Origin of the sequence: Bartonella harrusi (genome assembly GCF_024297065.1) — a bacterium.
In the GTDB taxonomy this organism is placed as follows: domain Bacteria; phylum Pseudomonadota; class Alphaproteobacteria; order Rhizobiales; family Rhizobiaceae; genus Bartonella; species Bartonella harrusi.
The window spans coordinates 408,163-432,546 of the sequence record NZ_CP101114.1 but is presented as its reverse complement, the minus strand read 5'-3'; the positions used below and the strand labels follow the sequence as shown (position 1 = coordinate 432,546).

The window sequence follows — 24,384 nt, the reverse complement described above, 5'->3', positions numbered from 1 at the left end:
ACCTCAATGTTAACCCTTTTTAGCTGTCTTTTTCTTAGCTGGAGCTTTTTCTGCGGTTTTTTCCTTTACTGCAGATTTTTTCTTTTCTGGTTTTTTTTCTATTAAATCTGTTTCGTCATACTCTTTCATCAGCTCTTCAACCGACACTTCTTTATCTGTGACTTTTATCCTTGCCAACAAATGATCAATGACTTTCTCTTCAAAAATTGGAGCACGTAAATTTGCAACAGCTTCCGGAGCCTTACGGAAAAAATCCATAATCTCCTTCTCTTGTCCAGGATACTGACGAACCTGATCGAAAACCGCTGCTTTTAACTCATCCTCACTGACTTTAACACCAACCTTCAATCCAATTTCAGAAAGCACCAAACCAAGGCGAACACGACGCTGTGCAAGTACACGATATTCCTCCCGCGCCTGTTCTTCTGTAACACCTTCATCTTCAAAACTGCGCCCCGCTTTTTTTAAATCATCATTAACTTGAGCCCATATATTGTTAAATTCAATTTCCAAAAGCCCTTCAGGAATTTCAAAATTATAATCAGCATCTAAAGCATCAAGAATTTGACGTTTAATTTTTTGACGTGTCATTGAGCCATACTGACTTTCAATCTGTCCACGAACGACTTCACGCAAGCGACTTAGAGATTCTAACCCAACTTTTTGTGCTGCCTCATCATCAATCTTTAACGCATCCGGCCTAGAGACAGCTTTAACAGTGATGTCAAATTCTGCATTTTTACCAGCCAAATGCACCGCATTGTAATTATCAGGAAATTTAACAGAAATCGTTTTCGTATCACCTACTTTTACACCAACCAATTGTTCTTCAAAACCCGGAATAAATTGTTTTGATCCAAGAACCAATTGTGCATCACTATCCGCCCCACCGTCAAATGGGACCCCCTCAAGCTTCCCAAGATAATCTATCGTAACACGATCGCCTTCTTCAGAAAGACCATCTTTTGGTGAATAACTTCGCGTAGAAGAAAGGACTTTTTTTACTTGATCATCAATCTCTTGTTCAGGAATGGTAGCAATTTCACGGGTAATCTCAATATTTTCAAAATCTTTAATTTCAAATTTTGGTAAGACTTCGTATTTTAAGCTAAAAACAAAATCAGCTTTGCCATCCAGAATTTGTTCATTTTCATCTATATCAATTTGCGGTTGTAACGCCGAACGTTCGCTGCGTTCAGCTAAAATAGAATGTGGTGCATCACTGACTATCTCATTGAGAATTTCCGCCATAAAAGACTTACCGTACATCTTCTTTAAGTATCCAGCCGGCACCTTACCAGGACGAAAACCATTAAGCTTGATCTTACCTTTGGTGCCATCCAACCGTTCATTTAACTTTTCTTCTAAATCTCGCGCCGGAACCACGATCTTAATCTCGCGCTTCAATCCTTCATTAAGCGTCTCGGTAACCTGCATCAAACAACCTCTATCTTTCTCGAGGAGAGGGGACCAACCCACTCTGATAATAATACCACATTCTAACACTTGAGTGTTAAATCACCATAAAATGGAATTCCCAACACACCGAAATCTTGAGTGCTCAAAAATTCCTTTGGTGCGGATGGAGGGACTCGAACCCCCACGGTCTCCCGCCAGAACCTAAATCTGGTGCGTCTACCAATTTCGCCACATCCGCTCAAACTTACAAGCCAATAACCTTATACAGGAGGCGTTTCTATAGCATTAATTCAAGAAAAAAAGCAAACAAATATATAAAAAAAAACAAATGTATTTCATTCTTACAAATTATATAAAAAATCTATGCTTTTCATACAGAACTGCTTTCGCTAAAAGTACATTATGTTAAATATATTCGATACTCCAATCCATATCATCGGTGGCGGTCTAGCAGGTAGTGAAGCGTGCTGGCAAATTGCTCAATCAGGAATTCCCGTTATTTTGCATGAAATGCGACCTCATAAGAAATCTGATGCCCATAAAACTGATAAACTTGCCGAACTGGTTTGTTCAAACTCCTTTCGTTCCGACGATTCATCAACAAATGCTGTAGGACTTTTACACGCTGAAATGCGATTAGCAAAATCCCTGATCATGAAAGTTGCTGATGCCAATAAAGTACCAGCTGGAAGTGCTCTTGCCGTGGATCGCGATGGATTTTCCAAAATTGTTACAGAATCACTTGAAAATCATCCTCTTATAAAAATAGAACGCGAGGAGATTCAAAAGCTTCCTGAGGATTGGCATCATATTATCATTGCGACAGGACCCCTTACCTCGCCGGCTCTTGCGCAAGCAATACGAGCAATAACCGGAACAGAAGCACTTTCCTTTTTTGATGCTATTGCTCCTATCATTTATACTGATAGTATTGATATGGATATTTGTTGGCATCAATCTCGCTATGATAAAATTGGTCCTGACGGAACAGGGAAGGATTATCTTAATTGTCCCCTTGATAAAGAACAATATAATGCATTTGTTCAAGCATTAAAAAGTGCAGAAAAAATAGAATTTCGCGACTTTGAAAAAACGCCCTATTTTGATGGATGCCTACCAATTGAAGTTATGGCTGAACGGGGGCTTGAAACTCTTAGGCATGGTCCAATGAAACCTATGGGATTAACCAATACTCATAAGCCTACAATTAAACCCTATGCCGTCGTCCAATTACGCCAAGATAATAAGCTTGGAACCCTGTATAATATGGTTGGTTTTCAAACAAAACTGAAATATGGAGAACAGGCTCGTATTTTCAGAATGATTCCTGGTCTTGAAAACGCTGAATTTGCACGCCTTGGTGGACTCCATCGTAATACCTATCTCAATTCACCAACCATTCTTGATCAAACTCTTCGTTTAAAACAAAAACCTCAACTGCGTTTTGCTGGGCAAATTACGGGATGTGAAGGTTATGTCGAATCATCAGCAATAGGACTTCTTGCTGGGCGTTTTGCCGCTGCGGAATATCACAATAACTGCCCTTGCTTACCACCATTAACCACAGCATTTGGAGCTCTTTTGAACCATATTACGGGAGGACATATCGTAGACATGGAAGAAAAAAGACAATCCTTCCAACCAATGAATATTAACTTTGGACTTTTTCCTCCCATCAATCCTCGTGATCTCTCAGAAAAACGTTTACCAAGCAAAGAAAAGAAATTAGTAAAAAAACAAGCACTAACGGCTCGAGCTCTCAATGACTGTCTTCAATGGTTAACTGGCAAAAAACAAAAGAGCTCCTTTTTATAAAAAATATTCTTTAATCAACAAACCGCAATGATTTTTGTGTAAAATTGTCCTCAATTTTTTTGATGAGACTCATTGCTGTAACTCATGAAGACCACACTCTATTCTTCTTATTTATTAAACAGCATGAAAAACTTAGAAGGCTTTTCTATTATAAGTGCCCCCTAAACTTATCAACGCAAAAATTTCAAAGATATTTCAATTATTAAAACTGAATAATACCATAAAATACGTTATAGTAACGAGAGAAAACCAAACACGCACCATATCCCTCACAATAATGGCTTCCAGATTACTACCATAACTTTTCGCGATACGAAAATACCGCCTGCATCAACGTAATAAAATAAAAGGCAATCTTTATAATTCATCAAGAATGTCTACAAGAAAACCTTTTATTGAAAATGCCAAAATAAACACAGATAAGAAACCTTTACGCAAAAAGCGCAAATAGAACATTTAAAAAAAACCCGATTTTATCTATAAACGGGTTTTTTTAGTGTTTCTCAAATTACTTGTTATTAACAGCTTCTTTAAGACTTTTTCCTGCGGAAAATTTTGGCACAGAACGTGCTGGAATATTAATTTCAGCACCCGTTGAAGGATTGCGCCCCTTTGTAGCGGCACGATGAGAAACTTCAAAAGAACCAAAACCTGGAAGACGAACATCTCCGCCCGAAGCCAAAGCTTCTGTTACAGAAGCGATAAAAGCATCAACAACAGAACCAGCCTGCGCCTTCGAAACACCTGCTTTTTCAGCAACGGAGCTAACCAATTCACTTTTATTCATGGAATATTTCCTTTCCCTATATTAGCGGATAACACAACTTAGCCGTGTTATCGACAGTTTATTGAAAAGTACAGCAAACAGAAGCCTTATTTTTATTCAAAACATTGTTTTTTTAGCAATAATCAAAGTTATTCACGGAATTTTTTACTTTTTTGCAAAATAAATAAAAAATAAACATGAAAACACTGACTGTTACTTCAGAAAATGCTGGTACAAATAAGACTCATGAATCAGTGCGCAATCTGTATTCCTTCACTATCGCTCTCTGTTCTGATAGGTATAGGAAGTGTGGGAGGCTCTGTCCATTCAATAGGTTCAGGAGAATGAACCAAAGCATGTTTAAGAACTTCACTCACATGATTTACTGGAATAATTTCCATATTGTTTTTGACATCGTCAGGAATATCAATCAAGTCTTTTGCGTTTTCTTCAGGAATAAGCACTTTTTTTATTCCCCCTCGAAGAGCTGCCAACAGTTTCTCTTTCAATCCACCAATCGGTAAAACACGACCACGCAAAGTAATTTCACCAGTCATTGCTATATCTTTATGGACCGCTATCCCTGTGAGGACTGAAACAATTGCTGTTACCATAGCAATCCCTGCTGATGGACCATCTTTAGGTGTAGCACCCTCTGGAACATGAACATGGATATCACGTCTGTCAAAAAGTGGAGGTTCAATACCAAAATCAACAGCACGAAAACGCACATAAGATGCTGCCGCTGAAATTGATTCTTTCATGATATCGCGCAAATTTCCTGTTACAGTCATCTTGCCTTTACCTGACATCATAACACCTTCAATAGTCAAGAGCTCTCCACCAACCTCTGTCCAAGCAAGACCCGTCACAACACCAATCTGATTTTCTCCCTCAATTTGGTTATAATGGTAACGTTTAACACCTAAGAAATCATCAATATTATTTTCTGTAATCTTTACGGATTTTTGATGTGTTTTAAGAATTTTTGTAACTGATTTGCGTGCTATCTTCATTAATTCACGTTCAAGGTTACGAACTCCTGCTTCACGCGTATAATATTGAATGATCGATCTTACCGCACCATCAGAAACACTGAACTCTTTTTTAGATAAACAATGATCTTTCAAGGCTTTTGGTAAAAGATGCTGCTTAACAATCTCCATTTTCTCACATTCAGTGTAACCAGCAATACGAATAACTTCCATTCGATCCATTAACGGCCCTGGAATATTAAGCGTATTGGCCGTTGTAATAAACATGACATCAGAAAGATCATATTCAACTTCCAAATAATGATCAATAAAGGTACCATTTTGTTCAGGGTCGAGTACCTCTAACAAAGCCGAGGAAGGGTCTCCACGAAAATCCTGCCCCATTTTATCAATTTCATCGAGTAAAAAAAGCGGATTAGATTTTTTAGATTTTTTCATAGACTGAATAATTTTTCCAGGCATGGAGCCAATATAAGTTCTGCGATGTCCACGAATTTCTGCTTCATCCCGCACGCCCCCTAATGAAATACGAACATATTCCCGCCCCGTCGCTTTTGCTATAGAGCGTGCTAGTGATGTTTTTCCGACACCAGGAGGACCTAATAAACAAATAATGGGACCTTTTATTTTTGAAGCGCGACTTTGTACTGCTAAATATTCAATAATTCGCTCTTTGACTTTTTCAAGACCAAAATGCTCATTATTCATGACCTTTTCAGCAAAGTCTAAATTGTCTTTAATCTTTGACTTTTTCCCCCAGGGCATTGCTAATAACCAATCAAGATAGTTACGCACAACTGTTGCCTCTGCAGACATAGGGGACATATTTCGTAATTTTCTTAATTCCGCCCCCGCTTTCTCGTTTGCTTCTTTCGAAAGTTTTGTCTTCTTAATGCGCTCTTCTAGTTCAGAAAGCTCATCGCGGCTATCATCACCTGCTCCCAACTCTTTCTGAATAGCTTTCATCTGCTCATTGAGATAATATTCCCGCTGATTCTTTTCCATTTGCCGTTTCACATGCGAACGAATACGCTTTTCAACCTGCAAAACAGAAATTTCTCCTTCCATGAAAGAAAGAACACGTCTAAGACGATCGCGTATAGGTAAGAGCTCTAATATTTCCTGCTTTTCTGAAAGCTTAATCATCAAATGGGAAGCAATAGTATCGGCAAGCTTAGAAGGATTATCAAGCTGTCCAATAGCATTGACAACCTCAGGAGAAATTTTTTTATTCAGTTTCACATAATTTTCAAAATAAGAAATGACTGATCTTGAAAGAGCTTCAATCTCAACATCATCCTCTCTAAGCTCTTCTGTAACAGAAGCATAAGCTTGATGATAATCTTCGCTCAAAGCAAATTGGCTAATTTTTGCACGTGCTGTGCCTTCAACCAAAACCTTTACAGTTCCATCAGGAAGCTTTAAAAGTTGAAGAATGTTAGCAAACGTACCAATATCATAGATATCTTCTGATTTTGGATCATCATCGGAAGCATTTTTTTGCGTAACCAACAATATCTGTTTATCAACAGCCATTGTTTCTTCAAGGGCACGGATTGACTTCTCTCGCCCCACAAAAAGCGGGACAATCATATGGGGAAAGACAACAATATCACGAAGAGGCAAAACAGCGTAAAACCCCTCTCTTACTTCACCTGTCTGTTCATCAATATCTCGCATAACTCTCCTTTCTGGAGCTTATAATCTATCCACTACACATGCCCACCCCTAGAAAACCTCCCATCCTAAAATGCATGAAATGGTAACTGTGAATATATAAATCAAGCATTGCGCTTATAATATTCAAAAAGTTCCACCTTCAAATGATATTATTACTACTTCTCATATCGCACAACATCATGCCGATACATTTTCTTTATCTTCTGCACGTTCTGAGTAAATGTAAAGGGGACGCGCTTTCCCATCAACGACATCACTCGAAATGACAACTTTTTGAACACCTTCAAGAGATGGTAGCTCAAACATCGTTTCAAGAAGAATTTTCTCCATGATAGAACGCAAACCACGCGCACCGGTTTTACGCTCAATCGCCTTTTTAGCAATAACCCGTAAAGCATCTTCATGAAATGCTAGCTCAACATTTTCCATCTCAAAAAGACGTTGATATTGCTTCACCAACGCATTTTTTGGTTGTGATAAAATTTGCACAAGAGCGTTAATGTCTAAATCTTCTAAAGTGGCTACAATAGGAAGACGGCCAATAAACTCTGGTATCAAACCAAATTTTATAAGATCTTCAGGCTCTAAATCGCGAAAAATTTCACCAACACAACGCTCGTCAGGTGCTTTAACAGTAGCAGAAAAACCAATAGAAGTTTTTTCACCACGCCCTGAAATTATCCGTTCCAAACCAGCAAAAGCGCCTCCACAAATGAATAAAATATTTGTTGTATCAACTTGTAGAAACTCTTGTTGTGGATGCTTACGACCACCTTGAGGAGGAACAGAAGCAATCGTTCCTTCCATAATTTTTAACAACGCTTGCTGAACACCTTCCCCTGAAACATCCCTTGTAATAGAAGGATTTTCAGCTTTGCGAGAAATTTTATCAACCTCATCAATATAAACAATGCCACGCTGCGCACGTTCAACATTATAATCAGCAGCTTGAAGAAGCTTTAGAATAATATTTTCTACATCTTCACCCACATAACCTGCTTCAGTCAAAGTGGTAGCATCTGCCATCGTAAAAGGGACATCAATAATACGCGCCAATGTCTGCGCTAAATAAGTCTTACCACATCCCGTTGGACCAACAAGGAGAATATTTGACTTTGCCAATTCGATATCATTGCCCTTAGACTGGTGCGCAAGCCGCTTATAATGATTATGGACAGCAACAGAAAGAACACGCTTTGCATATTGTTGACCAATGACGTAATCATCAAGAACTTTTATAATTTCCTGTGGAGTAGGAACACCATCACGCGCCTTAACCCCAGAAGATTTATTTTCTTCACGAATAATATCCATGCAAAGCTCTACGCATTCATCACAAATGAACACAGTCGGACCCGCGATGAGCTTACGCACCTCATGCTGACTTTTGCCGCAGAACGAGCAATAGAGAGTATTTTTCGATTCGCTCCCGCTATTGCCAATTTTGCTCATTTTTCTTTCCTTTCACCACGGTATATGAATACTTCATCTTTCAAAGTCAGTGTTTTATAATGAAGATTATAAAGACATATAAAAAACTGCGTATCATAATATTTCTGGGCATTTCCCTCTTATCTTCGCGTTATTTTTACAAAAATCTCTCTTGAAAGTAATTCCTTTTTCTATAAAAATTCTTAATCTTTCTCAGTTTCTGCTCTATATTCTATAACATCATCAACGAGGCCAAATTGCTTGGCTTCTTCCGCTGTCATAAAATGATCACGATCAAGTGTCCTTTCAATGACCTCATAATCCTGACCTGTGTGTTGAACATAAATTTCATTTAAACGACGTTTCATCTTTATAATGTCTTGCGCATGTCGTTCAATATCTGAAGCCTGTCCTTGAAAACCTCCAGAGGGTTGATGCACCATAATACGCGCATTAGGTAATGTAAAACGGTGCCCTTTCGCTCCAGCTGTTAAAAGTAACGACCCCATGGAAGCAGCCTGCCCCATGCAAAGCGTGGAAACAGGAGGGCGAATAAACTGCATAGTATCATAAATTGCCATACCCGATGTCACAACACCACCAGGAGAATTAATATAAAGACTAATTTCCTTCTTAGGGTTTTCCGCTTCCAAGAAAAGCAATTGTGCACAAACAAGCATCGCCATACCATCTTCAACCGGACCATTAATAAAAATAATCCGCTCTTTTAAAAGACGAGAAAAAATATCATAAGCTCGCTCACCACGATTCGTTTGTTCAATAACCATAGGCACAAGGCTTAATGCTGTTTTCATTGGATCACTCATGTTTTTACTTTCTTCTTCATATAACAATCGCCCTTTACGCATTCAATAGCTTTTCATAGGCTAACATTAATCCCTTACGCAAGCTACAATAACGCTCTTTAAGTAAGTTTAAAATCCCAGTGGTTAAAATAGCAATAATAATTCTACCCAAACAAAAAATCTGCATCAGGAATGCGAGACACAGCCCAATGGTAAAAGCTTCTTTCCTGTGATCGTTGAGTGGTCTTTGCCTTTCTGTGAATATGAAACCCTACCAAACAAGGATCTGTAAGTGGTTCAATACCAAACGCCGGATCAAAGATGTATTCAGCTTTTCTTCCCGTCCAATAATAAAAAGTTTCCTTTGCCTGTGCCTCATGAAAAAAACCATGACGTTTAGCTAATCGCGAAATACCATCATTACCAAATATCGTAATACCAAGATTCCCTGGTAAAATCGGCATTTTTTCTCTTTAACCAAAACGGTCTCCAAACACGGCGTTTAAATCCGAGCCAATGAGGAACCATTTGTGTACCTGTCCAATACTCTTCAAACACTTTTATAATAGGGGTATTGGGTGGAAAATAAAGTGCAGAAACGCCTACTCTTACAGCATTTTCTCTAGCAAGCCAAACTTATCCGCATCTGGATGAAATTGTTTAACCAGATAAACGTCTGTATCTAACCAAACACCTTGCTGATACTTCATCAACATAACACGAAAAAATCCGAAAACTGAACAATTGTACACCCCGGTTTATTATCATAAACATGAGGATCAAGACGATAAATAGCCGAATGTGGTAGAATTAATTCGGCTTCACACAATTCAACACCAGCAGGGAGATTATTTATTTTTTTATCATAACTAAAAAGCTTAACATGTTGACCAATTTTAACCATTGAAGACAAACATAGTCTATCAACCAACCTTAATTGTCCCCTATACCAAAAAGTACAAATATCTATAAGAAAATATATCAAAAATATTCTAAACTGACCCGAAACAGCTGCTCAACATCACGAACATGCTCAGAAAGAGCAAAAATGACTATCCGATCACCAGACAAAATACGCGTATCTGCTGAAAGCTGAATAATTGTTTTATTGCGATAAATTGCACCAATTCTCAAACCATTTGATAAACCTAGCTCTGATAATGACTTACCAACCAATGAAGATGTTTGCATCACTTCAGCCTCAATAATTTCTGCCCTCCCATTAAAAACCGAATGAACAGCACGAATACGACCTCGGCGCATTTGTTGCAAAATTCTTGATATCGTCACACTATGTGGATTAAGATATGCATCCACACCAACTGCGCGGCTAAATTCTTGGTAAGCAACATTATTGATCAAAACCATATTGGCTTTGCACCCTAGTCTTTTAGCAATAATAGCACTTAAGAGATTGACTTGGTCTTGATTGGTCAAGGTGATCATTAAATCGGCTTGATTAATTCCAGCATCTTGAAGAATCACTGGATCTAACACATTGCCATATAAAACGGTGGTTTTTTCAAGCTGATCAGCAATTGTTAACGCTCTCTCTCTATGCGACTCTATAATCTTCAATTTTAATTTATGAAGACGCTTTTCAATAGCCTGCGCAACATAAAGACCTATGTGACCGCCTCCTGCAATAATCATACGATGAGCATCTTGTTCTTTATGACCAAAAAGCCCAACTGCTCGACGCATCTGATCACGCGCAACGACAAGATAGGTCACATCGCCAACACGTAATTGTGTCTGTGAGTGTGCAACCAATAATTCTGACCCACGTTTAATAGCGGTGACTGTCGTGCGAAGATCTGGAAAAAGCTCCGTTAATTGACGCAAAGGTGTATTAATAACTGGACAATCTTCCATACATTCCAAAGCTAACGCAACAATATCATCATTACAAAAATAAAGGACATCTATTGCTCCAGGTAAAGCAATACGACGTAAAACCATTTCCCCAACTTCAACTTCTGGCGAAATGACCACATCAATGGGAATATTCTCTCTAGAAAAAAGTTTCTTATAACGCGGTTCTAAATAAGATTGTGAGCGAATACGTGCTATTTTTGTTGGAACATTAAATAATGAGTGTGCTACTTGGCAAGCAACCATATTGACCTCATCAAATAAAGTGACTGCAATCAACATATCCGCTTTGTCTGCATCGGCTTCCAAAAGGACTTCAGGCCGTGAACCGTGACCAACAAAACCTCTCACATCTAATGTATCGCGAATTTTTTCAATCAATCTCGTTTCGATATCAATAACAGTGACATCGTGATTATCAGCAGAAAGACGCTCTGCTATTCCATAACCAACCTGTCCTGCTCCACAAATAATAACACGCATAACTTTAAGAAACTCCAAGCGCTTTAAGCTTACGATGCAAAGCTGAACGCTCCATACCTATAAATTCGGCTGTCCGTGATATATTTCCACCCAAACGTCCAATTTGCGCCTCTAAATATCTCTTTTCAAATAATTCCCGTGCTTCACGTAATGGTAAATCCATTATGCTCTCATCTGCATCCATTTGAATGCGCGGTAAAGAATCACTCACTTCACTAGGAAGAAACTCTGCTGTTATTGGACCATCACCATCACGAACAAGAATGAGAAGACGCTCAATGTTGTTGCGTAATTGCCGTACATTCCCCGGCCAAGCATGTGTTTGTAAAATAGCGATAACATCATCACTAATTTCACGAGGTTTAATACCAACCTGCTGTGATATTGTTTTAACAAAATGCCGCACAAGTTCTGGAATGTCTTCACGACGCGCTGACAGTGGTGGAACAGCAATGGGAACAACCGAAAGACGATGAAAAAGATCCTCCCTAAAACGACCGTCAGAAATGAGATTTTCAAGATTTTGTGCTGTTGAGGAAATAATACGAACATCTACCTTGACGCGTTTTGTACCACCAACCCTCTCAAATGTTTGTCCCGTCAATACACGAAGAATTTTACCTTGAGTCTCACGTGGCATATCAGCAATTTCATCAAGATATAATATTCCGCCATGTGCTTCTTCTAATGCACCAATTTTACGCTCTTCCCCCTCTATTTCGCTGCCAAACAATTCTATTTCCATTCTTTCCGGAGTGATCGTTGCAGCATTGATTGTCACAAATGGCCCATTCGAACGCGTCGAAAGCGCGTGAATCGCACGTGCAACCATCTCTTTTCCCGCTCCTGACGGACCCGTAATCATGATGCGACTATTAGTTGGTGCAACTTTTTCTATAATTTGCTGCAAATGTTTTATAGCTGTCGATTTTCCCAACAGTTCTAATGTTTCATGTGAGCGTTTTCGTAATTCTAAAAGCTCACGTTTTAAATTTGAATTTTCAAGAGTCCGTTCTGCAACCAAGACAAGTCGATCAGCTTTAAAAGGCTTTTCAATGAAATCATACGCCCCTCGTTTTATAGCAGAAACAGCCGTCTCAATATTACCATGACCAGAAATCATAACAACTGGAAGAGAAGGATAACGCGTTTTAATTTCATCAAGAAGAGCCAAGCCATCAAGACGACTTCCTTGTAACCAAATATCTAAAAAAATAAGCTTTGGAATACGTTCACCAATTTGTGCTAAGGCTTCGTCAGAGTTACAAGCAACACGTGTCTCATAGCCTTCATCATCCAAAATACCAGCAACAAGCTCACGAATATCTGCTTCATCATCAACAATTAAGATATCTGACACCATTCTATTCCCCTATCTTATGACTTGTAGCTTGTATAACATTTTCCTGCTTACCTCCATCTGCCGGAAATATCAAACGGATCATTGCACCTCGACCTTCATAAAAGCTCTCCGGTGCATCATGCAACTCCATGGAACCACCATGATCTTCTATAACTTTGCGCACAATGGCTAACCCAAGACCGGTTCCCTTTTCCCGCGTTGTGATATAGGGCTCTAATATTTTTTGTCTCTGCTCTTTAGGAAGCCCTTTACCATTATCAATAACATCTACAATCACACATTCGTCTTTAAAATAAGAACGTATAAGAATATGACCATGAATATTCTCTTCTCGCATAACCGAATCTATAGATTCGCTCGCGTTTTTGATAACATTGCAAAAAGCTTGTACAATCAGACGATTATCAAAAGCACCCACAAGCGGTACACTTCCCAAATCCTGCTCAAAGTGAATATCATGTCGCGTAACTTCTATCAAGAAACATGCCTCTCGTAGCAATCCACGTATATCTAAAAGATTGATTTGCGGTTTAGGCATACGCGCAAAAGAAGAAAACTCATCAACCATACGCCCAATATCTCCAACCTGTCGAATAATCGTATCAATACATCGCTCAAAGACCTCTCGATCTTGCGTAATCACTTTGTTGTAACGTTTGCGAATACGTTCAGCTGATAATTGAATAGGTGTAAGCGGATTCTTGATTTCGTGTGCAATACGCCGCGCAATATCTGCCCACGCTGATGTCCGTTGTGCTGCTACAAGGTCTGTAATATCATCAATCGTTAAAACCCAAGATTGCCCCTGCCCGTCATCTTCTTCCATTGTAATTTGTATATTATAAACGCGCTCTTGTCCGGCTACGTTTAAAGTAACCTGCTCTCGATGATTCTTACGATCTAGTGAACGCGCAGATTGAAAAACCTGCCAAATTTCACCGCTTAACGATAAAAGACTATAACCAATAACATGTTTAGAGCGAATACCAAACATCGTTTCCAGAGACCGATTGATAATTGTAATATCACCATTATCATCAATACCAGCTACCCCTGCTGTTACACCAGATAAAACAGCTTCAGAAAAGCGTCGTCTTTCATCAATTTGATCGCGAACTGCAATCAACTCATTGCGTCGATTTTTCAGTTCACTGACCATATAATTAAAAGTTTTCGATAATTGTCCAATATCCCCATCTTTCGCACGTACTGGCACAAAAACTTCCATATTCCCTAAAGCGACATCATCAGCAGCACTAATGAGACGACGAATAGGGCGCACTAAACGATCAGCAACAGCAATACCAGCCCAAATAGCTGATAAGAATAAACTAAAAAAAAGACATAGATAAAGCATACCAAATGCTATTTGTGTAAGAAGGCGATTTTCATTTAAATCGCGATAACGATCCGTATTGATTTCCGTCAAACGTAAAGCAGAGAGAACTTCTTTATCAACATCGCGCACCAAATACAAAAATGTGTTTGGAATATTGGAAAATTTTAAAACAATGCCAAAATAATCATGAACCCCCGGTTGAAAAGAAAATGGCCTCGCACTGGTTGCACGTTCAATAAGATTGGAAGGAGGAATCGGAAGTTTATCTTCATCACCAAGATCACTGGATATAAAAACAGTTCCGCTAGAACTTAATAAAAATGCACCACGTAGATTGCGTCCTATAGCGTGACGTGTCAGTTGCATCCTATATTCAGATGGATTACGTTCTAAAAGCCTTTTATTATCAAGTGCAAATGCCATAGCATAGGATAAATTTTTCAAATTTTGTAGCATTTCATCCGCATAAGCATTTGCTAAATCGATAGAAGAACCTACAATTTGCCGCGTTGTTGTATCAAACCATCGATCAAGCCCTAAATTCAGTGCAGGCCCCGATACAAGAGCAACCGCAACAGCCGGCATTGTTGCGACAAGTGCAAACAATGAAATCAGGCGAACATGAAGACGAGAACCAGCACGCCTTGAACGCCACGCACGAATGATAGGGATCATCTCATAAAAAACAATGATCACAAGCCCTAAAATCCAAACACTATTAATCCCTATAAGTATAAGAGTTACAGTTCTACTAGGAACAACAGGCGTTAATCCAATAAGAATGATAAAAGAAACAGACGCTGTTAGCAAAGCCAATACAATAATTGTTATCCCTAAAAAGATATACATCTTACTTAGGTGATACAACTCATCACTAGAGGTATTTTGCTCTATATCTTGGAGACTCGTTACAGATGTTGTCTTCATCATGCGCTTACATACCCTTATCCCATTACTCCATATAACCTCTTGTGACAAAAGTTGACAATAGCAATGCCACATTTAAAATGGAGCAATCTAGCAAATAAAGAAAGAACTTCTACATTTTGAAAATATCTTTAAAATGAAACACCTGTGGTGATAATTTATAAGGAGATGAAATGCGGTTAACCAAACAGACAAATTATGCGCTTAGAATGCTCATGTATTGTGCAGATAATCAAGAGACTCTTAGTCGTGTTCCAGAAATAGCCAAAGCATATGCCGTCTCCGAACTTTTTTTATTTAAAATACTTCAACCGCTTGTTGAAGCAGGGTTTATACAAACAGTACGTGGACGCAATGGAGGCGTTAAATTGGCTAAACCCGCAACAGAGATTTCAATCGCTGATGTCGTGAAAGTAACAGAAGATAATTTCTCTATGGCAGAATGCTTTGATACCGCAGAATCGAATTGCCCATTGATCGATTTTTGTGGTTTAAATACTGCCCTTCAAAAAGCATTAAATGCTTTTTTTGATGTCTTATCCATGATATCTCTTGCTGATCTAAAACGAAAAAAATTCCAAAATCAATTTAAATTGGATGCTCATAAAACAGTGAATTAAAGTAATATAAAAGGAGATCAAATATTTCTATTGCAGCGATAATATTAGCCGCTGGACGTGGCGAAAGAGCAGGATCTCCACAAAAAATTCCCAAACAATATCGCCTTCTAGGACAAGAGCCGGTTATTTGTCATACCGTGCGTTGTTTTTTACAAAATCCAGCAATTACAACGATTATTCTTGTTATTCATCCAGAAGACCACCAAATCTGTAAGCAAGCCATCGCTGATTTTAAAGACCATCTCATTCTTGTTGAAGGAGGGAATACACGTCAAATATCCACCTTACATGGACTTCACGCACTTAAAAAGTTTAAGCCCCAATATGTTCATATTCATGATGGTGCTCGCCCTTTTATCGACAACCAACTCCTCGAGAAAATTCATATCACTCTCAGTCCTCAAGAAGGTGTTCTCCCTGTTCTTCCCGTATCGGATACCCTCAAACGTGTAAAGAACACAGGTTATGTTTTAGAAACAATTACACGCACCCATCTTTATATGGCCCAAACTCCACAATGTTTTCCCTTTGAAGACATCCTAGCCGCTCATGAAAAGGCAAGGCAAGCTTGTAGACAAGAATTTACAGATGACTGTGCAATTGCCGAATGGTTTGGGATTCCTATACGGACTGTTCCAGGGGATCCTAACAACATAAAAATTACATGGCGTGAAGATTTTAAGACTGCACATTTATATCTCCAAAAAAACATGCAAATATTTCCTGATATCCGTACTGGCAATGGTTATGATGTTCACTCTTTTGAAGAAGGATCTTCTCTTACGTTATGCGGTCTCAAAATTCCTTTTCATAAAAAATTCAATGGACACTCCGATGCTGATGTTGCTTTTCATGCATTAACCGATGCTCTTCTAGCTACTCAAGGAGCAGGAGACATCGGCACACATTTTCCCCCCTCTAATCCTCAATGGAAAAATGCCTCTTCAGAAATTTTTCTGCGTCATGCTCTTGATATTATTAAACAAGCAGAAGGACGCATTGCCAATGTTGATATCACACTGATCGCCGAAGAACCCAAAATCGGCCCCTATCGTCATCAAATGATAGAAAATCTTATGAAAATACTTAAAATTTCATCCGATCGAATCTCCATCAAAGCAACAACAAACGAAAAACTCGGATTTATTGGTCGTGGTGAAGGCATTGCGGCTTTAGCAACAGCAAACATCCTTTATCCAGGGGAAATTCCAAAATGACAGATTCTTGTGAAAAACAAGCACGTGACGTTCTGACAGCTTGTCGGCAAAAAAGTTTACTCTTAACGACTGTCGAATCTTGTACAGGGGGCCTCATTGCTGCAAATCTTACCAATATTGCAGGATCATCAGATGTTCTCGACTGTGGATTTGTCGTTTATTCAAACGAGGCGAAAACACGCCTCGTTGGCGTATGTGCTGAACTGATAAAAACGTACGGTGCTGTTTCAAAAGAAGTGGCTCTTGCAATGGCTGAGGGTGGATTAAAATATTCACGTGCTGGCATTGCCGTTTCTGTAACAGGAATTGCTGGACCAAGAGGAGCATGTCTCAATAAACCTGTAGGACTTGTGCATTTTGCTGTGGCTTACAAAAATTATAAACCCTTGCATAAAGAGATACATTTTGGAAATCTTGATCGTAACGCTATCCGCTATGCCGCTGTTGAAAATGCTTTGAAAATGATTTTGCAATCTCTTGGATAGCATTTTCTTATCCGATTTTAAAATTTCATGCCATCACAATGATGACCCGTGACTTCCGATCAATGTTGTCTAAAAACATCAATTAAATAAATTATGTTGCCGGATATCCATAAATTTGATGCGCACGCATTTCAAAAGCATCGGTAAACTTATGAAAAGCAATATCAAACATCGAGCCCATCACTAAGCCAAGCATTTTGCTTTTAAATTCATAATCAATAAAAAACTCTACTCTACATACATTGGTCTTCTCAATATTATGAAAAGCCCAACGGTTTTCAAGATATTTGAATGGACCATCAATATACTGAACCTCTATAAGATTTTTTTCTGGCTGAAGAAAGACTTGGGTTGTAAAAGTTTCTCGGATAACCTTATAGCCAACTGTCATATCAGCAATAAGCAGGATCTTTTCTCCATATTCTTTGCGAGAACGTATTATTAACCCTTCACACATTGGTAAAAAATCAGGATAACGCTCGATATCTGAAACAAGATCAAACATTTCACTAGCACTATGGGCAATCTGCCGATGTATGGCAAAAGTCGGCATCATTATCTCTGTAAAGTAAATTTTTCATCACGTGCTTTTTGTAAAATTGCAAAATCATCACCCGCATGATGAGATGAACGCGTCAGAGGATTGGAAGCCATATGTAAAAAACCTTTCACTTTACCAATTTTAGCAAAAGACTCAAATTCTTCAGGAGGCACAAAACGAATAACTGGATGATGCTTTCGCGTAGGCTGCAAATATTGCCCTATTGTCATAAAGTCAACATCAGCAGAACGCAAATCATCCATTAATTGAAGAATTTCATTTCGCTCTTCCCCAAGACCAACCATAATTCCTGATTTTGTAAAAATTGTTGGATCAAGTTCTTTAACACGTTGTAATAGCCGAACTGAATGAAAATAACGTGCTCCTGGACGAACTTTTAAATATTTAGAAGGAACTGTTTCTAAATTATGATTAAAAACATCAGGCTTAGCAGCAACAACAATTTCTAAAGCGCCATCCTTATGGCGAAAGTCTGGTGTAAGAACTTCAACTGTTGTCTTTGGTGCTTTTCGACGAATCGCATAAATCACTTTTGCAAAATGCTCAGCACCACCATCAGCAAGATCATCACGATCCACCGATGTAATAACAACATGTTTTAGAGCCATCTGTGCGACAGCATCCGCTACACGTTCCGGCTCATTATCATCAATGGCAAGGGGAATACCTGTTGCAACATTGCAAAACGCACAAGCGCGCGTACATATTTCACCTAAAATCATGAAACTGGCATGCCGCTGGCTCCAACATTCACCAACATTTGGACATCCTGCTTCTTCACAGACTGTCACTAATTTATGAGCACGCACAATGCCATGCGTTTCTTTATAGACCTGTGATGTTGGTGCTTTTACACGAATCCAATCCGGTTTTTTTTGAATGCTTGTATCCGGGCGGTGTGCTTTTTCAGGATGACGCAAACGTCTATTCGTAACTCTATCAACAACCGTAACCATTTAAGCCTTTGCCCCATCAATATAGAAGAATGATGAAAAATTAAAACAAAATCTTTCATACACTCTCGTCATCAAGCATTTAAAACCTGACCATATGCATCCAATACACTTTCTTTCATCATTTCCGATAATGTCGGATGTGGAAAGACAGTATGCATCAATTCTTGCTCAGTTGTTTCAAGATTCATGGCAATGACAAAACCTTGAATCAGTTCTGTTACCTCTGCTCCTACCATATGTGCACCAAGAAGCTGTCCCGTTTTTTTATCAAAAATAGTTTTTACTAATCCTTGATCTTCACCCAAAGCAATCGCTTTACCATTCGCTGAAAAGGAATAACGGCCAATACGGATATCATAACCCGCTTCTTTTGCAGCAGCTTCTGAAAGCCCTACAGAGGCAACTTGCGGTGTGCAATATGTGCACCCTGGAATCTTCATCTTATCAAGTGGATGAACATTCTCCAAACCGGCAAGATGTTCAATGCATATCACGCCCTCTTCTTCTGCTTTATGTGCCAACATAGGAGGACCAGCAACATCACCAATAGCATAGATACCCTCGATACCTGTCCAACTCCATTCATCGGTTACAATACACCCACGATCGGTCTTTATACCCAATGCTTCTAACCCAAGATTCTCACTGTTACCTTGAACCCCAACAGCTGAAATCAATCGATCAGCTGTAATGGTTTCTGTCTTACCCTTCACATCAATATGTGCGGTAACAGAATCAGAGGCTTTTTCAACCTTGGTTACTTTTGCCTGTATGAGAATGCGAAGACCTTTTTTCTCCAACTGTTTACGAACAAAGGTTGAAATTTCAACATCTTCAGCTGGCATGATATGAGGCATCATTTCAACAACAGTAACCTTCGCTCCCATATCATGATAAAAAGAAGCAAATTCAATGCCAATGGCCCCAGATCCCATGACCAAAAGTGACTTCGGCATTGTCTGTGGAATCATCGCTTCAAAATAAGTCCAAATAAGCTTTCCGTCTGGCTCAATACTAGGAAGAGAGCGAGGACGTGCTCCAGTTGCAATAATGATGTGCTTTGCTTGATAAGTCCCTTCTCCCAATGTTCCTTTAGGGATTGGATTTTGTGGTTGCATAACCGGTTTAGATGAAGAGGAAACCACAATTTCTGCCAGCTGGTTCCCTTTAGCCCCCTTAGTAAGCTTTGCTTCACCCCAAATAATATCGATTTTATTTTTTTTCATTAAAAAACCGACACCAGCATTTAAACGCGCTGAAACTCCACGCGAACGTGTAACAACATCTTTAACATCTGCTTCGATTGTACCATTAAGCTTTAAACCATAATCCTTCGCATGTTCAGAAAAATGCTTCATTTCTGCTGAACGCAAAAGCGCCTTTGTTGGAATACAGCCCCAATTTAAGCAAATTCCACCCAGATGTTCACGCTCAACAATCGCAGTCTTAAAACCGCATTGCGCCGCACGAATCGCAGTTACATATCCACCAGGACCTGATCCAATCACAATTACATCATAAAGACTCATCACCGTAATCCCTTCCATGGATATACAAAAAACAGAGAGGCACTTTTTGCGTTTAAAACCAAAAAACAATATGACAAAGGTTTCTTGTATCTTTCATTTGAAAACTTCCCATAAAATACCTTCGCCCACTTAAAAAATGTAACAACATTGCTCTTCAAACTCTTTAAATTCACTTCCACTCTATCAACATACCATACTTATACATAAATTTACGTGAAGCACTTTTAAACAACTCAAATAAGCATTGCTAATGGATTTTCAATCAACTTTTTAAAAGCCTGCACAAGCTCTGCTGCTAGAGCACCATCAACCGCACGATGATCCACAGAAAGTGTAACTGACATGACTGTCGCAATCCCTAATACACCATTTTTAACAACAGCACGTTGCTCCCCTGCGCCAATCGCAAAAATCGTCGCATGTGGGGGGTTAAGAATAGCAGAAAAGCTTTTCACACCATACATTCCCATATTTGAGACAGCTGTTGTTCCCCCCTGGTATTCTTCCATTTTTAACTTACGTTCCCGTACCCGCTTGACAAAATCCTTCATCTCATGAGAGATAATTGACAGAGATTTTTCCTCTGCGTGGCGAACAATAGGGGTAATTAACCCATCTGGAACAGAAACAGCCACTCCAACATCGCAATGTTTGTGATGAAGTATTCCATCTTCAAGCCAAGATACATTCGCATCGGGAACCGCTTTCAAAGAAAGTGCCACAGCTCTAATAATCATATCGTTAACAGAAAGCTTGTAAGCGGGCTTAGCCCCTTCTTGCGTTTTAATCATGGGCGCGGCAGCATTCAATTGCGTGCGAAGTTCCAATAAAGCATCGAGTTCACAATCGAGCGTTACATAGAAATGTGGTACTGTCTGCTTTGATTCAACCAAACGCTTAGCAATCGTTTTACGCATATTATTATGGGGAGTAAATGTATATTCATCCTCTTTGAATAGCTTCAATATCTGTCCGTCAGATGCACCAGAAGCTATCAACGGCCTTATTTGTGATGAAACAGCATCTTCAACAGTCCCACTTTTCATGGCTTGTTCTACATCACGCTTGATAATACGCCCATGGGGACCACTTCCAGAAATAAGAGATAAATCGAGATCATGCTGAGCTGCCAATCGCCGCGCTAAAGGAGAAGAAAAAAGACGCATATCCTTTTTATCTCGCTGTACGCCTTGCTGAACTGATGATATATGAGATGTTTGTGCTGTCGTCGAATCTGTCTGTTTTATTTCCTTCGTCTCTTTAACCGCAAAAGAGGAAGGCGTTTCTTGTGCAACCTTTGCTGCTTCAGCTAAGTCTTCGCCCTCTTCTGCTAAAACAACAATTAAACTATTCACTTTAACGCCCTGCGTGCCAGCAGGAACAACGATCTTAGCAACCGTTCCCTCATCAATAGCTTCTACTTCCATTGTTGCCTTATCCGTTTCAATTTCAGCAATAACATCACCAGCAGAAACTTTATCCCCTACCTTAACATTCCATTTTGCCAAATTCCCTTCTTCCATTGTTGGCGAAAGCGCGGGCATTGTAATTTTAATAGGCATCGTGCTTTCCTCCGTTACGCTCTATAAGTCACAGCCTTAACGGCTTCAACAATTTCAGCAATGTCAGGCAAAGCCAACTTTTCAAGATTGGCGGCATAAGGCATTGGAACATCTTTACCAGAAATTGTCGCAACTGGCGCATCAAGATAGTCAAAAGCTTGTTGCATAACACGTGTTGCTATTTCAGTTCCAACAGATGACTGAGGATACCCCTCTTCAATTGTTACCAAACGACCTGTTTTTTTAACTGAAGAGACAATCGTTGTAAGATCCATTGGACGAATGGTCCGTAAATCAATCAATTCAACATCGATACCAAGCTTTTCAATTTCTGGCAATGCTTGAACGGCATAATGCATTCCAATCCCACATGCAACAATTGTAACATCTTGTCCAGATTTATGAATACGCGCCTTACCAATAGGTAAAACAAAATCATCTATTTGAGGAACATCAAATTGATGACCATACAAAATCTCGTTTTCAAGGAAAATAACAGGATTGTCATCACGAATAGCAGCCTTTAGCAAACCTTTTGCATCCACCGCACTATAAGGCATGACAACCTTAAGACCTGGTATATGACCATACCATGCCGCATAGCACTGAGAATGCTGAGCACCAACACGCGCAGCAGCACCATTTGGCCCACGAAAAACCATCGGAGCAGTCATTTGTCCACCAGACATATAACGGGTTTTCGCCGCAGAATTGATAATCTGATCAATTGCCTGCATAGCAAAATTAAATGTCATAAACTCGACAATAGGACGCAACCCTCCAAAAGCAGCACCAACAGCTAACCCTGCAAAGCCATGCTCTGTAATTGGTGTATCAATAACGCGACGTTCTCCAAATTCTTCCAATAAACCTTGGCTTACTTTATAAGCGCCTTGATATTGTGCAACTTCTTCACCTAATAAGAAAACCAGCTCATCACGCCGCATTTCTTCAGCCATAGCCTGATTAAGCGCTTCACGTACTGTCATGGTAACCATTGATGTCCCCGCTGGAATATCTAAATCAGAACGCGTTTCAAAAGCAGAAGACGCAGGGACCGCCGGTGGAAGAGACGGAGATTCTTGTTTGGATTTTTTTTGATGCAAATTCAAAGAACTGTCAGTCTGTGAAAGATCCTCAACACTTTCACCTTCTTCTAACAATACAGCAATAACAGTATTAATCTTGACACCTTCAGAACCCTCACGAACATAAATTTTACCAAGCGTGCCTTCATCAACAGCTTCTATTTCCATCATTGCTTTATCAGTCTCAATTTCGGCAATCACATCACCAGAACTAACTTTATCACCTTCTTTCTTGAGCCATTTAGATAACTTACCTTCTTCCATCGTTGGAGAAAGCGCAGGCATCAAAATATTAATAGACATACTCGCTTCCCTCGCATTAAACTAGAATATCAGTATAGAGCTCAGAGACATCTGGCTCTTGATCCTTTTGCGCAAAATCTGCTGCATCTGCAACAATCGCACGGACTTCTTTATCAACAGATTTTAAATCGTCTTCACTCGCCCAACCTTTTTCCAGGATCCGCGTCTTCACCTGATCAATTGGATCGTGCTCTTCTTTTACTTTCTGAACCTCTTCCTTGGAGCGATATTTCGCTGGATCAGACATCGAGTGACCACGATAGCGGTAAGTCTGCATATCAAGAATGAACGGCCCTTTACCGGAACGCGTCCAAGAAATTGCTTCATCAGCAGCTCCTTTTACTGCACGAACATCCATACCATCAACAACAATACCTGGAATTTCAAAAGAAAGACCACGACGAGAAAAATCCGTCTCCGCCGAAGCACGCGCAACAGATGTTCCCATCGCATATTGATTGTTTTCAATAATATAAATAACAGGAAGCTTCCACAGAGAAGCCATATTAAAACTTTCGTAAACCTGCCCTTGGTTAGCAGCGCCATCACCAAAATACACCAATGTTACATTATCTTTACCAAGATATTGATTCGAAAATGCTAAACCAGAACCAATCGGAACTTGCGCACCAACAATACCGTGCCCACCATAAAAATTCTTTTCTTTAGAAAACATATGCATTGACCCCCCTTTCCCTTTGGAAAACCCGCCTTGACGCCCCGTTAGTTCGGCCATAACACCACGCGGGCTCATACCAACCGCCAACATATGCCCATGATCACGGTAAGAGGTGATAACCTGATCACCTTCTTTTGCTGCCTTCAGCGTTCCAGTAACAATAGCTTCCTGTCCAATATAGAGATGACAAAAACCACCAATCAGCCCCATACCATAAAGTTGGCCTGCTTTTTCTTCAAAACGGCGAATTAAAAGCATCTTACGATAAGCATCAATCTCTTCTTCTTTTGTAAAAATAGCTAATGGCGCTTTCTTGGTGGTGTTTGATAATGCATTATGCACCACCGACGCAGAACCTTTTTTAGACCTTTCTGCCATATTAAACTCCCTTTTGTAATTATCTAGGAATAACCTTTACGAACAAAAGTTACAAGCACTATCAATAAGCTTAGAGAATATCACAAGTGATTGTGTTAAAATATTT

General features: G+C 39.5%; 18 protein-coding genes, 1 tRNA gene and 1 pseudogene. 4 read left to right on the top strand and 16 right to left on the bottom strand.

Annotated features, from left to right (window positions below):
• Positions 1 to 9 precede the first annotated feature (9 nt).
• Both tig and NMK50_RS01975 read right to left on the bottom strand, forming a co-directional pair.
• Positions 10 to 1,437 carry a trigger factor gene (tig, locus tag NMK50_RS01980; protein ID WP_254770668.1) on the bottom strand — a complete coding sequence of 476 codons (1,428 nt, stop codon included), beginning with the start codon at positions 1,435 to 1,437 and terminating at the stop codon, positions 10 to 12.
• Positions 1,438 to 1,574: 137 nt separating this feature from the next.
• Positions 1,575 to 1,657 (bottom strand) — tRNA-Leu (locus tag NMK50_RS01975).
• 164 nt (positions 1,658 to 1,821) lie between these two features.
• Between NMK50_RS01975 and trmFO the strand changes: the two genes are divergently transcribed.
• Positions 1,822 to 3,234, top strand: coding sequence for a methylenetetrahydrofolate--tRNA-(uracil(54)-C(5))-methyltransferase (FADH(2)-oxidizing) TrmFO (trmFO, locus tag NMK50_RS01970; protein ID WP_254770667.1), 1,413 nt, complete (start codon positions 1,822 to 1,824; stop codon positions 3,232 to 3,234).
• Between the two features lie 508 nt (positions 3,235 to 3,742).
• On the opposite strand, the gene NMK50_RS01965 is transcribed toward trmFO, so the two are convergent.
• The 8 genes and pseudogenes from NMK50_RS01965 to NMK50_RS01930 all read right to left on the bottom strand — a co-directional run bounded on the left by NMK50_RS01965 (position 3,743) and on the right by NMK50_RS01930 (position 14,899).
• A complete protein-coding gene (locus NMK50_RS01965; RefSeq protein WP_254770666.1) occupies positions 3,743 to 4,021 on the bottom strand; it encodes an HU family DNA-binding protein in 279 nt (92 codons plus the stop codon).
• A 230-nt stretch (positions 4,022 to 4,251) separates the two neighbouring features.
• Complete coding sequence (lon, locus tag NMK50_RS01960) at positions 4,252 to 6,675, bottom strand: endopeptidase La (protein ID WP_254770665.1); 2,424 nt, start codon at positions 6,673 to 6,675, stop codon at positions 4,252 to 4,254.
• Between the two features lie 177 nt (positions 6,676 to 6,852).
• On the bottom strand, positions 6,853 to 8,127 hold the full coding sequence (gene clpX, locus NMK50_RS01955; protein WP_254770664.1) for an ATP-dependent Clp protease ATP-binding subunit ClpX: 1,275 nt from the start codon (positions 8,125 to 8,127) through the stop codon (positions 6,853 to 6,855).
• Positions 8,128 to 8,309: 182 nt separating this feature from the next.
• Entirely contained in the window at positions 8,310 to 8,933 is a 624-nt protein-coding gene (clpP, locus tag NMK50_RS01950) for an ATP-dependent Clp endopeptidase proteolytic subunit ClpP (protein ID WP_254771155.1), read from the bottom strand.
• A gap of 143 nt (positions 8,934 to 9,076) precedes the next feature.
• Positions 9,077 to 9,882 (bottom strand): annotated as a pseudogene (locus tag NMK50_RS01945) (hypothetical protein).
• Between the two features lie 11 nt (positions 9,883 to 9,893).
• Positions 9,894 to 11,270 (bottom strand): Trk system potassium transporter TrkA, encoded by a 1,377-nt coding sequence (gene trkA / locus NMK50_RS01940; RefSeq protein ID WP_254770663.1) that lies wholly within the window; start codon positions 11,268 to 11,270, stop codon positions 9,894 to 9,896.
• 4 nt (positions 11,271 to 11,274) lie between these two features.
• Positions 11,275 to 12,633 carry a nitrogen assimilation response regulator NtrX gene (gene ntrX, locus NMK50_RS01935; RefSeq protein WP_254770662.1) on the bottom strand — a complete coding sequence of 453 codons (1,359 nt, stop codon included), beginning with the start codon at positions 12,631 to 12,633 and terminating at the stop codon, positions 11,275 to 11,277.
• 1 nt (position 12,634) lies between these two features.
• A complete protein-coding gene (locus tag NMK50_RS01930; RefSeq protein ID WP_254771154.1) occupies positions 12,635 to 14,899 on the bottom strand; it encodes a sensor histidine kinase NtrY-like in 2,265 nt (754 codons plus the stop codon).
• A gap of 173 nt (positions 14,900 to 15,072) precedes the next feature.
• Between NMK50_RS01930 and rirA the strand changes: the two genes are divergently transcribed.
• From rirA to NMK50_RS01915, 3 genes are read left to right on the top strand one after another with little or no spacing between them, the layout of a single operon-like run.
• Positions 15,073 to 15,519, top strand: a complete 447-nt coding sequence (gene rirA / locus NMK50_RS01925; protein WP_254770661.1) for an iron-responsive transcriptional regulator RirA — start codon at positions 15,073 to 15,075, stop codon at positions 15,517 to 15,519.
• 23 nt (positions 15,520 to 15,542) lie between these two features.
• Complete coding sequence (locus NMK50_RS01920; RefSeq protein ID WP_254771153.1) at positions 15,543 to 16,736, top strand: bifunctional 2-C-methyl-D-erythritol 4-phosphate cytidylyltransferase/2-C-methyl-D-erythritol 2,4-cyclodiphosphate synthase; 1,194 nt, start codon at positions 15,543 to 15,545, stop codon at positions 16,734 to 16,736.
• Positions 16,733 to 17,221, top strand: coding sequence for a CinA family protein (locus NMK50_RS01915; RefSeq protein WP_254770660.1), 489 nt, complete (start codon positions 16,733 to 16,735; stop codon positions 17,219 to 17,221). The genes NMK50_RS01920 and NMK50_RS01915 overlap by 4 nt, the downstream gene beginning before the upstream one ends.
• Positions 17,222 to 17,312: 91 nt before the next feature.
• Here NMK50_RS01915 and NMK50_RS01910 read toward each other — a convergent pair whose 3' ends face one another.
• From NMK50_RS01910 to pdhA, 6 genes are all read right to left on the bottom strand, one after another.
• Entirely contained in the window at positions 17,313 to 17,774 is a 462-nt protein-coding gene (locus NMK50_RS01910; RefSeq protein ID WP_254771152.1) for a type II toxin-antitoxin system RatA family toxin, read from the bottom strand.
• A 2-nt stretch (positions 17,775 to 17,776) separates the two neighbouring features.
• A complete protein-coding gene (gene lipA / locus NMK50_RS01905) occupies positions 17,777 to 18,739 on the bottom strand; it encodes a lipoyl synthase (RefSeq protein WP_254770659.1) in 963 nt (320 codons plus the stop codon).
• Between the two features lie 71 nt (positions 18,740 to 18,810).
• Positions 18,811 to 20,271: a dihydrolipoyl dehydrogenase gene (lpdA, locus tag NMK50_RS01900; protein WP_254770658.1), complete on the bottom strand. Its 1,461-nt coding sequence runs from the start codon at positions 20,269 to 20,271 to the stop codon at positions 18,811 to 18,813.
• 230 nt (positions 20,272 to 20,501) lie between these two features.
• On the bottom strand, positions 20,502 to 21,830 hold the full coding sequence (locus NMK50_RS01895) for a pyruvate dehydrogenase complex dihydrolipoamide acetyltransferase (RefSeq protein ID WP_254770657.1): 1,329 nt from the start codon (positions 21,828 to 21,830) through the stop codon (positions 20,502 to 20,504).
• Positions 21,831 to 21,844: 14 nt separating this feature from the next.
• Entirely contained in the window at positions 21,845 to 23,221 is a 1,377-nt protein-coding gene (locus NMK50_RS01890; protein ID WP_254770656.1) for a pyruvate dehydrogenase complex E1 component subunit beta, read from the bottom strand.
• Positions 23,222 to 23,237: 16 nt separating this feature from the next.
• Positions 23,238 to 24,278: a pyruvate dehydrogenase (acetyl-transferring) E1 component subunit alpha gene (gene pdhA / locus NMK50_RS01885; protein ID WP_254770655.1), complete on the bottom strand. Its 1,041-nt coding sequence runs from the start codon at positions 24,276 to 24,278 to the stop codon at positions 23,238 to 23,240.
• Positions 24,279 to 24,384: the final 106 nt, after the last annotated feature.